This is a genomic window from Salipiger sp. ABN3_019 (genome assembly GCF_056158605.1).
On record NZ_JBSWTP010000009.1, the window covers coordinates 2129662 to 2143658 of the forward strand.

General features: G+C 64.5%; 13 protein-coding genes and 1 pseudogene. 6 read left to right on the forward strand and 8 right to left on the reverse strand.

Annotated features, from left to right (window positions below; all coding sequences use genetic code 11):
* The first annotated feature begins 51 nt into the window (after nt 1-51).
* Nucleotides 52-690 (forward strand): hypothetical protein, encoded by a 639-nt coding sequence (locus ACXAD2_RS18455; protein ID WP_475172754.1) that lies wholly within the window; start codon nt 52-54, stop codon nt 688-690.
* On the opposite strand, the gene ACXAD2_RS18460 is transcribed toward ACXAD2_RS18455, so the two are convergent.
* Together ACXAD2_RS18460 and ACXAD2_RS18465 are read right to left on the reverse strand one after the other, a co-directional pair.
* Nucleotides 687-1751: an ATP-binding protein gene (locus tag ACXAD2_RS18460; protein WP_475172758.1), complete on the reverse strand. Its 1065-nt coding sequence runs from the start codon at nt 1749-1751 to the stop codon at nt 687-689. The two genes, ACXAD2_RS18455 and ACXAD2_RS18460, sit on opposite strands and share 4 nt — an antisense overlap.
* Nucleotides 1751-2935, reverse strand: coding sequence for a trans-sulfuration enzyme family protein (locus tag ACXAD2_RS18465; protein ID WP_066099983.1), 1185 nt, complete (start codon nt 2933-2935; stop codon nt 1751-1753). Before ACXAD2_RS18465 ends, ACXAD2_RS18460 begins: the two co-directional genes overlap by 1 nt.
* Before the next feature lie 314 nt (nt 2936-3249).
* Here ACXAD2_RS18465 and ACXAD2_RS18470 point away from each other — a divergent pair, with 314 nt between their 5' ends.
* A complete protein-coding gene (locus ACXAD2_RS18470; RefSeq protein WP_193789499.1) occupies nt 3250-3759 on the forward strand; it encodes a hypothetical protein in 510 nt (169 codons plus the stop codon).
* Nucleotides 3760-3775: 16 nt separating this feature from the next.
* Here the strand turns inward: ACXAD2_RS18470 and ACXAD2_RS18475 are convergent, their stop codons facing one another.
* Genes ACXAD2_RS18475 through ACXAD2_RS18485 form a run of 3 tightly spaced genes read right to left on the reverse strand, consistent with a single transcriptional unit; the run spans nt 3776 to nt 5836 of the window.
* On the reverse strand, nt 3776-4297 hold the full coding sequence (locus ACXAD2_RS18475; RefSeq protein WP_066099990.1) for a gamma carbonic anhydrase family protein: 522 nt from the start codon (nt 4295-4297) through the stop codon (nt 3776-3778).
* On the reverse strand, nt 4294-4938 hold the full coding sequence (gene gmk / locus ACXAD2_RS18480) for a guanylate kinase (protein ID WP_066106482.1): 645 nt from the start codon (nt 4936-4938) through the stop codon (nt 4294-4296). The genes ACXAD2_RS18475 and gmk overlap by 4 nt, the downstream gene beginning before the upstream one ends.
* Nucleotides 4939-4945: 7 nt before the next feature.
* The gene (locus tag ACXAD2_RS18485; protein ID WP_475172763.1) at nt 4946-5836 is read right to left on the reverse strand and encodes a YicC/YloC family endoribonuclease; all 891 of its coding nucleotides are present in this window, start codon (nt 5834-5836) and stop codon (nt 4946-4948) included.
* Between the two features lie 266 nt (nt 5837-6102).
* On the opposite strand from ACXAD2_RS18485, the gene ACXAD2_RS18490 reads away from it, so the two are divergent.
* Nucleotides 6103-6798, forward strand: coding sequence for a PAS domain-containing protein (locus ACXAD2_RS18490; protein ID WP_475172765.1), 696 nt, complete (start codon nt 6103-6105; stop codon nt 6796-6798).
* Nucleotides 6799-6886: 88 nt separating this feature from the next.
* On the opposite strand, the gene ACXAD2_RS18495 is transcribed toward ACXAD2_RS18490, so the two are convergent.
* On the reverse strand, nt 6887-7801 hold the full coding sequence (locus ACXAD2_RS18495) for a UTP--glucose-1-phosphate uridylyltransferase (RefSeq protein ID WP_475172768.1): 915 nt from the start codon (nt 7799-7801) through the stop codon (nt 6887-6889).
* A gap of 444 nt (nt 7802-8245) precedes the next feature.
* On the opposite strand from ACXAD2_RS18495, the gene ACXAD2_RS18500 reads away from it, so the two are divergent.
* From ACXAD2_RS18500 to ggpS, 3 genes and pseudogenes are all read left to right on the forward strand, one after another.
* Nucleotides 8246-9382, forward strand: a complete 1137-nt coding sequence (locus tag ACXAD2_RS18500) for an NAD(P)H-dependent glycerol-3-phosphate dehydrogenase (protein ID WP_475172770.1) — start codon at nt 8246-8248, stop codon at nt 9380-9382.
* Nucleotides 9379-10155, forward strand: a complete 777-nt coding sequence (locus tag ACXAD2_RS18505) for an HAD-IIB family hydrolase (protein ID WP_475172772.1) — start codon at nt 9379-9381, stop codon at nt 10153-10155. The genes ACXAD2_RS18500 and ACXAD2_RS18505 overlap by 4 nt, the downstream gene beginning before the upstream one ends.
* Nucleotides 10156-10158: 3 nt before the next feature.
* Nucleotides 10159-11675 (forward strand): annotated as a pseudogene (gene ggpS, locus ACXAD2_RS18510) (glucosylglycerol-phosphate synthase).
* An 82-nt stretch (nt 11676-11757) separates the two neighbouring features.
* On the opposite strand, the gene ACXAD2_RS18515 reads toward ggpS, so the two are convergent.
* Both ACXAD2_RS18515 and ACXAD2_RS18520 read right to left on the reverse strand, forming a co-directional pair.
* Nucleotides 11758-12210: a DUF4174 domain-containing protein gene (locus ACXAD2_RS18515; protein ID WP_475172777.1), complete on the reverse strand. Its 453-nt coding sequence runs from the start codon at nt 12208-12210 to the stop codon at nt 11758-11760.
* Between the two features lie 175 nt (nt 12211-12385).
* Nucleotides 12386-13756, reverse strand: coding sequence for a class II 3-deoxy-7-phosphoheptulonate synthase (locus ACXAD2_RS18520; protein ID WP_475172780.1), 1371 nt, complete (start codon nt 13754-13756; stop codon nt 12386-12388).
* Nucleotides 13757-13997 lie beyond the last annotated feature (241 nt).

The following is a 13997-nucleotide window of genomic DNA, read 5'->3' on the forward strand; positions in this document are numbered from 1 at the left end:
ACTATGCCGTTGATGCAAAGGTATTTTCTTCACGGCTCCGGGGACCGGGCCGTGATTTGGGTCGACCCGCGCACCGTCGATCTGGCTGTTGGCAGCAAATGGCCGGTCGGCAAAAGAAAGCTGCGCCATTTGTCGCGCAGATTGCCCGCGCCGGTCGTCGCCATGCTGCGTCCGTTCATAAAACACCGCGAGCCCTTCGTGATTCCACGCGCCGATTTTGCGACCCCGCGACCTGTCGCCGAGACACCGCGCTACATCCGTGTGGCCGATGTCGTCCGGCATCGCGGCGATGTCGGGCAAAGCGCGTGGTACCGGGACTTGCTGGCAGACCTCGAACAGACCGGCTGCGCGCGCCACAAGACCATCGAGATGCATAGCGAGCCGGAGATTCGCGCCTTCTTTGCCAGCTATGTTCTGCCGTTGATCGAGAGCCTCGAGCGTGAGGGCTACCGCTGCGGTGACGAAGGCTATGCCAGCACCGCGGTCATCGGCCCGCAGGGTGATATCCTGAAGGCTGGCTCGGGCAACCATCGCTTCTGCGTCGCCAAGGTTCTGGGGCTGGACCGCTTCCCGCTCAGGATCGTCGGGGCGCATCAGGACTGGGCGGAACGAACCCTTGGCAAAGACCCCGATCCCGAGAAAGCGCTGGCGGCGATTGCCGCGCTCTCGCTGAAGCCTAGGGTTTCCTAGGCACCATCCGAACGAGCGGCGGTGGCGCGCAGCGGCAGGATCACCCGGAAGGTGCTGCCCTTGCCCGGCGTGCTTTCGATCCGCAGCCGCCCGCGGTGGCGGTTCACGATATGCTTGACGATGGCGAGGCCCAGCCCGGTGCCGCCCATCTCGCGCGAGCGGTGACTGTCGACCCGGTAGAACCGTTCGGTCAGGCGCGGGATATGCAGCGGATCAAAGCCCGGACCGGTGTCGATCACCTCGATCTCGACCCCCTCAGCCCGCAGGCGCGGCTGATAGGTCGGCGGCGACAGGCGCACCGTCACCTGCGCGCCGCGCCCGGAATATTTCACCGCGTTTTCAACCAGATTGACCATGACCTGCCGCAGCTGATCGGAATCACCAACTACCTCCAGCGGCCCCTCGGGCAGATCGCGGACCAAGCTGACACCGGCCTCTTCGGCCAGCGGCGCCAGCCCGTTCAGCACCGAGCCCATAAGCTCCGGCAGATCAAGCGGCTCGGTCGGGCGCACGCGCTCTTCCGCCTCCAGACGGCTGAGCGAGAGCAGATCGCCCACGAGCCGTTCCATGCGTTCGGCCTCGGTCTCCATGATCCCCAGAAAGCGCTCGCGCGCCGCCGCATCTTCGCGCGCCGGGCCGCGCAGGGTCTCGATGAACCCCAGCAAAGCGGTCAGCGGCGTGCGCAGCTCATGGCTGACGTTGGCGACAAAATCGCGCCGCATCTGCCCGGCCTGCTCCAGATGGGTGACATCGGCGAAGGTGAGCAGCACGCCCGGCCCTTTCTCGAGCGCCACCGCGCGGCAGGCCACATCAAAGGCGGTGTCCTGCCGACCATCGGTCGACAGGTAGCGGGTCTTGCGCGGTGTGCCGTCGCGAAACGTGCCCTCGATCGCATCCAGCAGCACCGGCTGGCGCAGCACGGTGATGAAATGCCGGCCCGCGAGCCCCTCGCCCAGCAAGGCGGTCGCTTCGGCGTTGGCGGCGTCGATCCTCTCGTCCCAGCGGATCAGCACCGCCGGAAGCGGCATGGCGTCGATCAGATCGCGCGCCTCGGCCTTCATCAGAGCGCCTCTCGCGCGGCTTTGAGACCACTCTCGAAGACCTCGAGCAGCGCCTCGGGATCCTCAAGACCCACCGAGACGCGGAAGAAGCCCTCGGAGATCCCCAGCGCGGCCCGCCCCTCGGGCGTCAGCGCGCGGTGCGACGAGGATGCGGGGTGCGACAGCGTGGTGCCCACATCGCCCAGCGTCGGCGCGAAGGCGATGCCCTGCGCCGCCTCTGTGAAAGCATTGGCCGCGGCCCGCCCGCCGTCCAGCTCGAAGCTGAGCATATTGCCCGGATTGCCCCGCAGCACCGATTGCGCGCGCCCGGCGTCGGGATGGTCGGCGCGGCCCGGATAGAGCACGCGGCGCACGCCCGGCTTGCCGGTCAGGAAATCGGACAGCCGCTGCGCCGTCTCCTGCGTCTGGCGGAACCGCAGCGGGAAGGTCATCAACCCGCGCTCGGCCAGCCAGCAATCAAACGGGCTTGCGGTGAGGCCCGCGGTCACGGCGAAGACGCGCAGGCGCTGGTTCACCTCCGGGTCCTTGGCGGCCACCCAGCCCAGCGTCACATCCGCATGGCCCGCGAGCAGCTTGGTCACCGAATGAATGACGATATCGGCACCGCGCTCCACCGGCTTGATCGCGGCGGGGGTGGTAAAGGTGTTGTCCACCGCCAGCAGCACGCCCTTTTCCTTGCAGAGCGCGGCGATCCCGTCGAGGTCGGCGATCCGCAGCGTCGGGTTCGACACCAGTTCGATCAGCACCAGCTTTGTCTCGGGCCGCAATGCGGCAGCAAAAGCGGTGATGTCGGTCGGATCGGCCAGCGAGGTGGCGATGCCCAAGCGCGGCAGGTCTTCGGCCATCATCCGCAGCGACCGGCCATAAAGCTGATCGGCCCCCAGAACGTGATCGCCCGCGCTCAGCAGCCCAAGCAGAACGGCGGACACAGCGGACATGCCGGATCCGGTGACGATGCCGCCCTCCATCCCCTCAAGCGCGTCGATGCGCTGCGCCAGCATGTCGGCGTTGGGATGACCTTCGCGCGCATAGGTGTAGCCGGAGGTGACCCCATTGTACTGATCGTCGAGCGAATCCGGGCTGTCGGAGGCGTAAACCACCGCCGGCATGATGGGCGTGACCACGGCCGAAGAAACCGATGCGGGTACGGGAACCGGGCGAATGAGGGTCTTGCGGGTGTCCATGGGGCCTCCTTAATTCGGCCACAGGCTTTGCACAGCGCCCCGGTCAGGACAAGACAGAGAATCTGAGGCAAAAATCCGCGCAGAACCGTGGCGGAACAATCACCCCGCATTCACGCGAAAAACTAAACAAAATCACAGAAAATTCAAAAGCGTCTGCAGCAAGCGTGAACGTCCGTCAGAATTGTTTACTGTCGCCCTCTTTACACCCGTGTAACGGGAAGTTTGCAATAATTAAGGTTGATTTCAGCCCAATTCTTAACACATCCTAAAGACGTAGGTGGGGGCACCTACAACTTACAGGAGCGTCGACGAAGATGCAGAATGATCCTCTCGATGTACGCTGTAGTGATTGCGGCAAGGCTGCCCAGTTCTTCGAGCCTTTCCGGTTTACCTGTGTCGTACGGCTACCTGACGTCCCAGAACATTCGCATGTCTGGGGCCGCGTTGTCGTAGAAGAACTTTTCCCCGAGCAGTTCAAGTGGCAACAGCCGGACTGCAAGAAGCCGAAGTTCCTGCAACCGGGTGAGACCGGCGAAGGGTATCGGCTGAACGAGCGGGGCATGGTGTGGTGCAAGGCCTGCAAGACCTTCGAGGCGAAGACGATCTCTTGGCCGGAGGACGCCTATTGGCAATGGACGGTGAAGGGCCACAAGCTTGTGGCGCGCAACCGTGATCATGCCGAGCAAATTCTTGGCTTCCTGCAGGAAAGCCAGCGCGCACCGAACCGCAAACCGGCGCTTCGCGGCATTCCGACGCCGCTGCTGACCCGTCGTCTTCAGGACGAAGTTAGCAGCAAGGTCGAATACGCACTCGCCAACGCCTGACCCAGCATTCGCCGGATCAGACAGGGATTAGCCCGGCGCTGAAGCGTCGGGCATTTTCTTGGTAGTTCAGCGCCGACTTCCGCAGCCCTTCGATCGCCGCCTCGTCAAGCTGCCGGACCACCTTGCCCGGCATGCCCATCACAAGGCTGCCATCGGGGATTTCCTTGCCTTCCGGGATCAGCGCCCCGGCACCGATCAGGCAGTTGCGCCCGATCTTCGCGCCGTTGAGGATTGTCGCCCCCATGCCGATCAGAGAGTTCTCGCCGATCGTGCAGCCGTGCAGCATCGCCTTATGGCCGATGGTGCAGCCCGCGCCGATGGTCAGCGGGAAACCCATATCGGTGTGGCACACCACGTTCTCCTGAACGTTCGAGCCTGCGCCCACGCGGATTTCCTCATTGTCGCCGCGCAGCGTGCAGCCGAACCAGACCGAGCTGCCCTCTTCCATGACAATTTTGCCGATGAGGTTCGCATCGGGCGCGACCCAGGCGCTTTCGTGAAGCTCCGGGGCCACCCCGTCCAACGCGTAAACTGTCATACGTCGCCCTCCTCAAACTCTGCCTGCAGCGCCCGCACATGGTTCAGCAGTCCGGGCTGCTGGGTGCGGCGCAGCCGCGTGGCGGTGATGATGCTCTTGAGCTGCGCCTCGGTCTCGTCGAGGTCCTCGTTCACCAGAACGAAGTCATACGAGCCCCAGTGCGAGATCTCGTCCCAGCTTTTCTGCATCCGCTTGTCGATGACATCGGCGCCGTCCTGACCGCGCGCCTCGAGCCGCCGCTTGAGCTCGCCGATCGACGGCGGCAGCAGGAAGATCGACAGCGTGTGCAGGCCAAGCTCGGAGTTGGTGATCTGCTGCGCGCCCTGCCAGTCGATGTCGAACAGCACGTCCTGCCCGTCGATGATCGCCTCGCGCACCGGGCCCTTGGGCGAGCCGTAGAAATTGCCGAAGACATGCGCGTGTTCGAGCATATTGCCGCTCGACACGGCCTTCTTGAAGTCGATCTCGGGCATGAAATGGTAGTCCTCGCCGTCCACCTCGCCGGGCCGCGGCGCCCGTGTGGTCGCCGAGACCGAAAAGATGATCGACGGATCCCACGCCCGCAGACGCTTGGCCAAGGTCGATTTGCCCGCGCCCGAGGGCGAGGAAAGGATGATCAGGAGGCCGCGCCGTCCGCTCATAGTCATATTACTCCACGTTCTGCACTTGCTCGCGCATCTGGTCGATGACCGTCTTGAGGGTCAGGCCGACCTGCGTCAAGGCGGCGGAGCCGGATTTCGAGCAGAGCGTGTTCGCCTCGCGGTTGAATTCCTGCATCAGAAAGTCGAGGCGCCGCCCTACAGCCCCTTCCGCTGCAAGAAGCTCGCGCGCCGCGGCCACATGGGCGGTCAGGCGGTCAAGCTCTTCGGTGACGTCGGATTTCACCGCGATCACCGCCAGTTCCTGCGCGACGCGCGCCTCATCGACGCCGCTCACCCCCTCCATCACGCGCTGCAACTGGGCGCGCAGACGCTCGTCCTGCTCGCCCCGACGCGCCTCGACCGCCTCGGCGGCCTGCGCCACCAAAGCCTCGATCTCATCAAGCTGCCCGGTCAGGATCGCGGCCAGAGCCGCGCCTTCGGTGCGGCGCATCTGGGTGAACTCCTCCAGCGCCTCGCCGAACGCCGCCAGCATCTCGCCGCGCAACTGGGTGATATCGGCGGGCGCGCCAGAGGTGCTCAGCACGCCGCGCAGGGCCACAATCTGCGCCGCAGAGGATGGCGAGAGCACCAGCCCCTGCCCGGCCGCAGCCCCCTCGATCCGCGCCATCGCCGTCAGGACGCGCGTCAGCACCGCCTCATCAAGCTCCGCCGCCGCCTCCTCGCCGTTGCCCTGCGTCTTGAGCGAGATCTGCACGTTGCCCCGCGCCAGCGCCTTTTGCGCCGCGGCGCGGACCTGCGGCTCGAGCCCCTCGATCCAGTCGGGCAGCCGGAGGCGGAGCTCCAGCCCCTTGCCATTCACCCCGCGCAACTCCCAGCTCCAGCGGAGCCCCGCGGTTTCTCCTTGGCGTGATGCAAAACCGGTCATGGATTGCCGCATTTCAGACCCTTTCAAATTCGCGTCCGGGCAAAATTCGACGCCCGCTTTCAATGGCCTACAAGCCCATGCCGAGCCTGTCCAGCCGCACCCTAAAAGGCACTGTTAACCCTTCGGTCACAATTGGGGCGAAAACCGGACGCATTTGAGGTAACTTAATCTCCAATCAACGTCGGCTGCATTCGGGGGCGCGCATCCGGCGAAAAGTGTTAGCATTGGAGCGAGTGCAGATGTTCGGGTTGGGTGGTAACGGCGAGGGTGTGGTGTCTATGACAGAGCACGAGAAGGAACGGCGTCTCGCGCCGCTGCGGCTGATCGAGGCCTATTGGCAGGGGCTCGTCGGCGCCGACGGGCAGATCCCGCTGCGCAGCCAGATCGACCCCCGCGGCATCGAAAGCGCCTTGGAATATGCTTTCCTCGGAGAGCGCATTGCCCCGATGCTGGCAAAGCTGCGCGTGGCGGGCACCCATCTCAACGAGCTTATGGGAATGGAAACCTCGGGCATGCCGCTCTCGGCTCTGATCGCCCCCGAGGATCGCGACCAACTGGGCGCGGCCATTGCCAAACTCTTCGCCGACGGCGTGGAAGTGCGGATGCAGCTTGTGGCCGAGGAAGGCTTCGGCAAAAGCCGCCTGACCGGGGACATGGTGCTTCTGCCGTTGCGCTCGGACATGGGCGATCTCAGCCGGATGATCGGCGCACTGGTGACCCATGGCCGCGTCGGGCGCACGCCCCGACGCTTCCGCATAGAAAGCATCAGCATGCATGCGCCGGGTGAGGCTTTGGCCAAGCGCGACGAGCACAGCCTCACCAAGCCCGTCAGCCTGCCCAAGCCGCCCGTCGCGCCGATCCGCGCGCTTGCCGAAGACGGCGCGCCTTTCACGCCCGCTCCGTTCAAACCCGCGCAGGAGACCGGCGGCAAACGTCCGCCCTACCTGCGCCTGATCGTCTCTAACGACGATTGAGCCAATTGGGCGAGCCCATCGCGACATAAGAAAAACGCGGCGCCCGTAAGCGCCGCGTTTTGATTTTGCGGACCTGCGTCCGAAAAGATCACTCTGCCGCGATGGGCATCGGCTGCAGCTCCTGCAGCACCGGGTGGAATTCCTTCTGCGTTCCGGCATAGGCCAGCGTCGCACGCAGCATCCCGGCCTTGGAGCCGCAGTCGAAACGGTCGCCCGAGAAGCGGAAACCACACAGACCCACCTTCTCCGCGCCAAGCGCGATGGCATCGGTCAGCTGAATCTCGCCGCCCAGACCGGCGGGCAGGCCGTCGAGATCGGCAAAGATCGACCCGTCGAGCACGTAGCGGCCAACCACCGCCTGCAGCGACGGCGCCTTGTCGGCCTCGGGCTTTTCGACCATGCCGGACGCGCGCAGCATCTGGCCCTCGGCCTCGCCCTCGGGCACCAGAACGCCATAGGCCGAAACCTCGTCGCGCTTCACTTCCATGGTCGCAACCATGTGGCCCGGCTCCGAGGTCTCATAGGCTTCGATCATCTCGGACAGGCAGCCCTTTTCGCTGACGATCAGATCGTCGGGCAGGATCACCGCCACCGGACCCGGCAGCGCATGTTCGGCGGCGCAGAGCACCGCGTGACCAAGGCCAAGCGGCTCGGGCTGCATGACGAAGAACACCTGCTCTTCATCGGGGTTGATCGCCGCCTCATGCAACGAGTTGGCGATCTTGTGCTTGCCGCGCTCGCGCAGCGTGTCGCAAAGGTCTTTGTCCTGATGGACATAGCGCTCGATGGCGCTCTTGCTGGGGTGCGAGACGAAGATCATCCGCTCGATCCCGGCGGCGCGCGCCTCGTCGATGGCGAACTGCAGCAGCGGCTTGTCGAGAACGGGCAGCAGCTCTTTCGGTGTTGCCTTGGTCGCGGGCAGGAAACGGGTCCCGAGTCCGGCAACGGGGAAAATCGCAGTTCTCACTTTGGATTTGCCGGTCTTCATATCGGGCGTGCTCACGTCTGGAACTCCTTTCGAGTGACCTGATCTCGGTGATCCGCCCTCGTGACGGACCGCCAAAATATCAATGCCGTGCTAAGGCCTGTGTAATCAGCCCCGCTGCACTGCGGCGTATGGGTAAGAGAGTATGGCCAATTTTCCGCAGGTCAAATCCGAGGCACCCGGAGATGAGCGGCGGAACGCTCAACCTCTTGTTTTCTCGAACACCACGAGCCGCCAAATGGTTCCATGATTAAAATTTAGGCAGTAATTTCAGATCAAAACATGCGTGTTATGTCAGCGGGTTGCATCGAAAATACCTCGCAAGCGCAGAAAAATTTCGCGTTCACTGGTGTTATTCCCGGAACAATCGACCTAGAGTCAGCGTTATCAGGACAACAGCAACGGAGAGAGCCCTCTGGGTCGCCGACGGTGCCACCACGTGGCAGCGGCCCCACATGTGTCATGGACGGACAGAGCATCCCAACCCCGCCCGCGCAGCCCGAAAGCCTCACCGGCCCCCGGCGCGCCACGCCCTATTCTCGCCTGACCGTGATCGGCATGGGGAGCTGGGGCACCGCCCTTGCCACCACCGCCGCCCGCGCAGGATGCGAGACACGCATCTGGGGCCGCCGCCCCGATCTTGCCAAGGCCATGGCCGACACCGGCCAGAACCCGGACCACCTGCCCGGCATCGACCTGCCCGCAACGCTGCGTCCAACCTCTGACCTGCGCAAAGCGCTCGAAAACACCGAAGCGGTTTTGCTGGTCACCCCCTCCCACACATTGCGCGACGTCGCCCGCTCGATGCGCGAGTTTCTGCCCGAGGGCGTGCCCCTCGCGCTCTGCTGCAAGGGCATCGAGCGCGGCACCGGCTATCTGCTGAGCCATGTGGTCGAGGAAGAGCTTCCCGGCCATCCCGTCGGCGCCCTTTCTGGCCCGACCTTCGCCACGGAAACCGCGCTCGGCCATCCGACCGCTGCCACCGTGGCCTTCAACTTCACGCACCATGACCGGATCGAGCCCGAGAAAGCCCCCGCGGCCCGGCTCGCGCTGACCATGCAGACCGACGCCTTCCGCCCCTATATCTCCGACGATCTGGTCGGCGTAGAGGTTGGCGGCGCGGTGAAGAACGTGATCGCCATCGCCTGCGGTATGATGACCGGCGCTGGCTTTGCCGAAAACACCCGCGCGGCGCTTATCACCCGCGGCATGGATGAGATGAAGTTCCTTGCCGAAGCGCTTGGCGGCCGCCGCGAGACGGTGACCGGCCTTGCCGGCGCGGGCGATCTCACCCTCACCTGCTCGTCCACCACCTCGCGCAATATGGCGCTTGGCACGCAGCTGGGCCGCGGCATGGCGCGCGATGAATGCTTTGACGGCAAGCCGGTCGTGGTCGAGGGCGAAGTGAACGCCGTCTCGGTGGTCGATCTGGCCCGCCGCCTCGGCGTGCGCATGCCGATCTGCGAGGCGGTGCATGCCGTCCTGCATGAGGGCGCGCCGCTCACCGCCACCTTCCAGCAGCTTTGGGCTGCCCCGATCGAGGGCGAACCCCGCGCCCTCGACCTGCTACTGCATCCCCACGAAGGAGACCCCGCATGAGCCTCGACACCACGAAGGCCCGAGACATCGCAACCTGCCGCTTCGTGCTGGCGACCGATCTCGACGGCACCTTCCTTGGCGGCACCGATGCGGACCGGAAAACCCTTTATGACTGGATCGAGGCGAACCGCGACACGGTCGGCCTGATCTTCGTCACCGGCCGCGACCCGCGCTTCATCCGCGAGCTTTGCGACGGCGGCGTGCCGTGGCCCGAATTCGTGGTCGGCGACGTGGGCACCACCATCGCCGAGGTGCAGGATGGCGACATCCACCCGATCGAGCCGCTCGAAGAAGAGATCGCCGAGACATGGGGCAACGCCGGTGACACGGTGCGCGCGGCGCTCGAAGGCCACCCCGGCCTGACGCTGCAGCCCACCGATTTCCGCTACCGCATCAGCTATGACCTCGACGCCGAGGCCTTCGATCCTTCGGCGCACGACAAGGTGCGCGAGATGGGCCATGACCCGCTGGTCTCGGACAACCGCTATTTCGACGTGCTGCCGCGCGGCATTTCCAAAGGGCCGTCGTTGCGCCTTCTCGTCTCGCATCTGAAGATCGAAGAGCGCCGCGTGCTTGCCGCGGGCGACACGCTCAACGATCTGTCGATGCTGCAATGCGGGCTGCCCGCCGTCGCCGTGGGCGGCGCCGAGGACGCCCTGATCAAAGAGGTCAAGGACCTGCCGCATGTCCATAAAGCAGAGCGCATCGGCGCCGCGGGAATCATTGAGGCGATCCAGACCTTCGAAATGCACGACCTTCCGAAAGGAGCCTGACCCATGCCCAGTGATCTGGTGATCGTCTACCACCGCCAGCCCTATGAAGAGGTTGAGGTGAATGGCAAGATCGAGTTCCGTGAAAACAAAAGCCCCAACGGCATCGTCCCCACGCTGAAGAGCTTCTTCGGCTCGGTCGACAAGGCCGCTTGGGTGGCATGGAAAGAGGCCGAGATTCCTCGAACCCCGGTTTCGACCGCGTGGTGGATATCGAGGACAGCTTTGGCAAATACACCGTCTCGCGCCTGCCGCTGACCGCCGAACAGGTGCGCAGCTTCTACCACATCACCTCGAAAGAGGCGTTCTGGCCGATTTTGCACGGGTTCAAGGAAAAGTATAACTACGACCCGGTCGACTGGCCGACCTTCCGCGAGGTGAACTGGGCCTTCGCCGAGGCGGCCGCTTCGGAGGCCGCCCATGGCGCGGCGGTCTGGGTCCACGACTACAACCTGTGGCTGGTGCCCGGCTACCTGCGCCAGATGCGCCCCGACCTGCGCATCTCCTTCTATCACCACACGCCCTTCCCGGCGGCAGATATGTTCAACGTGCTGCCGTGGCGCGGCGAGATCATCGACTCGCTGCTGGCCGCCGACGTGGTGGGCTTTCACATCCCGCGCTATGCCTCGAACTTCCTGAGCTGCGTGCGAAGCCTGCGCGACGTGGGCCAAGTGCCGCGCACCAAGGTCGCCGAAGACATGATGTCGGAAGGCTCGGCGCTGTCGGACCGCACGGTGCCGACCGAGATTCACCTCGACGACGGGCATGTGGTGCATCTTGGGGTGACCCCCGTGGGCGTGAACACCGACTACATCAAAAGCCTTGCCGAGAGCGAGGACACCGACAAGCTGGCCGCCCGCTTCCGCTCAGAGATCGGCGACGGCAAGCTGCTGCTGTCGGTCGGGCGCACCGATTACACCAAGGGCGGTGCCGATCAGCTCTTGGCGTTCGAGCGCCTGCTGGAGCGCCGCCCGGACCTGCGCGGTCAGGTGCGCCTGCTGCACGTCTCGGTGCCCGCCAACCGCAATATGACCGTCTACGAGCCGATCCAGAAAGAGCTCGAAGAGATCGCGGGCCGGATCAACGGGCGTTTCGGCAGCTTCACCTTCCAGCCCTGCGCGCTGATCTCGCGCGCCATCCCCTTCGAGGAACTTGTGGCCTGGTATCAGGTGGCCGACGTGGCGTGGATCACCCCGCTCGCTGACGGCATGAACCTTGTCTGCAAGGAATATGTCGCCTCGCGCAAGGATGGCGACGGCGTGCTGGTGCTCTCGGAATTCGCCGGCGCAGCGGTGGAGCTCGGCGCGGCGGTGCTGACCAATCCCTGGTCGACCCGCGCCATGGATTTCGCCATCGATCTGGCCATCGACATGCCCGAGGAAGAGCGCCGCGCCCGGATCGCGCTGCTGCGAAGCGCGGTGGAAAAGCGCGACACCAACCATTGGGCCAGCGACCAGCTTGCACTTCTGTCGCCGAAGGATTTCGGCAAGCCGAAGGAACCCAGCGACACCGAAGCGGCCTGACGCCGCCTCCGGTCCGTCCAGACACAAGAAAGGCGCGGTCTGCGGACCGCGCCTTTCTCTTGCAGCATCAATTGCTTGCAGGTCAGTCGTTCATCTCGTTCCGGCGCATCGGCATCCGGTCGATCACCGCGAACAGCTGCTTGGGGGACAGCACCGCGTCTTCCTCCAGTTTCACGCCGCCGTCCTTGCCGACCAGCACCAGCTTGAAGCCGCCGGGCGAGAACCCCTGCCGCAGCGGGCTCGGCTGATCCGGCTGCAGGTCGCTGAGCACGACGATATCGCGGTCGCGCAACTCTGCCTCGGCCTGACGGAAGAGCGCCATCTGCTGGCTATAGGTCTCATCGCTTTCGGACGGCGCAAAGAGCAGCACCGGGCGCTTGTCCCAGCGCATGTCCTGCAGGTCGCGTTGCTCTGCGGGGAGCGGGCGGAAAATCTCGCCATCTGTCTGTCCGGCGGCTTGACCGGCGATTGGAGCGACAAGCGTGGCTGCGGCAGCAAGACCGACCGCGGTAAGGGGAAATGGGCGTCGAAGCATCTGCAATCTCCTTGAGGGTTACAAGGACTACGCAGAAGGCGCCGCTCCGGATCTCTCACAATTTCCGGGTGGGCCGAAATTGGCCGAACCGCGCAGCGATTTGTCACCGCACGTCCCCAAAAGCAAAAAGGCGGCCCCGAAGGACCGCCTTTCTCAATTCTCAGGATGCACTGGCTCAGGCCGAGGCAACATCCGCCGATTTGTCGCGCAGCGCGGTCAGCTCCTCGGCGACGAGGAAGGCCAGCTCCAGCGACTGCGAGGCGTTGAGACGCGGATCGCAAGCGGTGTGGTAGCGGTCCGACAGGTTCTCGTCGGACACGGCGTAAAGGCCACCGGTGCATTCGGTCACATCCTGACCGGTCATCTCGAAATGCACGCCGCCGGGCACGGTGCCCTCGTCGCGGTGCACGGCAAAGAACTCGCGCACCTCGCGCAGCACCGAGTCGAACGGGCGTGTCTTGTAGCCCGAGGCCGACTTGATGGTGTTGCCGTGCATCGGATCGCAGGTCCAGACGACGTTGGCGCCCATTTCCTTCACGGTCTTCACCAGACGCGGCAGGTGATCGCCCACATTGCCCGCACCGAAGCGCGAGATCAGCGTCAGGCGGCCCGCTTCGTTCTCGGGGTTCAGCTTCTCGATCAGCACCTTGAGATCTTCGGTGGTCATCGAGGGGCCGCACTTGAGGCCGATCGGGTTCATCACGCCACGGGCAAATTCCACGTGCGCGCCATCGGGCTGACGGGTGCGGTCGCCGATCCAGATCATGTGGCCCGAGCCTGCGAGCCATTTGCCCGAGGTCGAGTTGATGCGGGTCAGCGCCTCTTCATACTCCAGCAGAAGCAACTCGTGGCTGGTGTAGAAGTTCACCTGATGCAGCGCCGCCGACCGGTTGCTGTCGACACCGGCGGCTTTCATGAAGTCCAGCGTGTCCGAGATGCGGTTCGCCATGTCGCGGTAGCGCGTGGCTTTCTCGCCCTCGACGAAGCCGAGCGTCCACTGGTGCACCTGATGCACATCGGCGTAACCGCCGGTCGAGAAGGCGCGGATCAGGTTCAGCGTCGCCGCCGCCTGCGTGTAGGCCTGCAGCATCTTGCGCGGATCGGGCTTGCGCGCTTCGGGGGTGAAGGCCAGCTCGTTGATGATGTCGCCGCGGAAGCTCGGCAGTTCGACGCCATCCACGGTTTCCGTGGGGGCCGAACGCGGCTTGGCGAACTGACCGGCCATCCGGCCCACTTTCACCACCGGCACCTTGGCGCCATAGGTCAGCACCATCGCCATCTGCAGCATCACCTTGAAGGTGTCGCGGATGGAATTGGCCGAGAACTGGTCGAAGGCTTCAGCGCAGTCACCGCCCTGCAGCAGGAACGCCTCGCCGCGCGACGCTTTTCCCAGCTCTTCGCGCAGGCGACGGGCCTCGCCCGCAAAAACCAGCGGTGGATACTTCGAAAGCTGAGCCTCGACAGCGTTCAGTTCTGCCTGATCTTGATAATCCGGCATCTGAATCCGCGGTTTGGTTCTCCAGCTCGATTTGCTCCACTCGGTCATGGCTTTCTCCCGACGACACTCCGTTAGCGTAAACGTTCCTTGAAACGTGGATCGCGTATAGCGAACCAAATGCGGCAATGCCACAGCTAATACACGCAGCGTCAAGGACGCCACGTCATAGCCCTGCGCATAGCGAAGCGGCAAATGTCCCGCGAACCCCCTGTCATCAAAACGACATGTCTTGACGCAGATTGGCTTTCCTGACCATGTGACCCCGCCTGCCCCTGCGCAGCAGGTAACC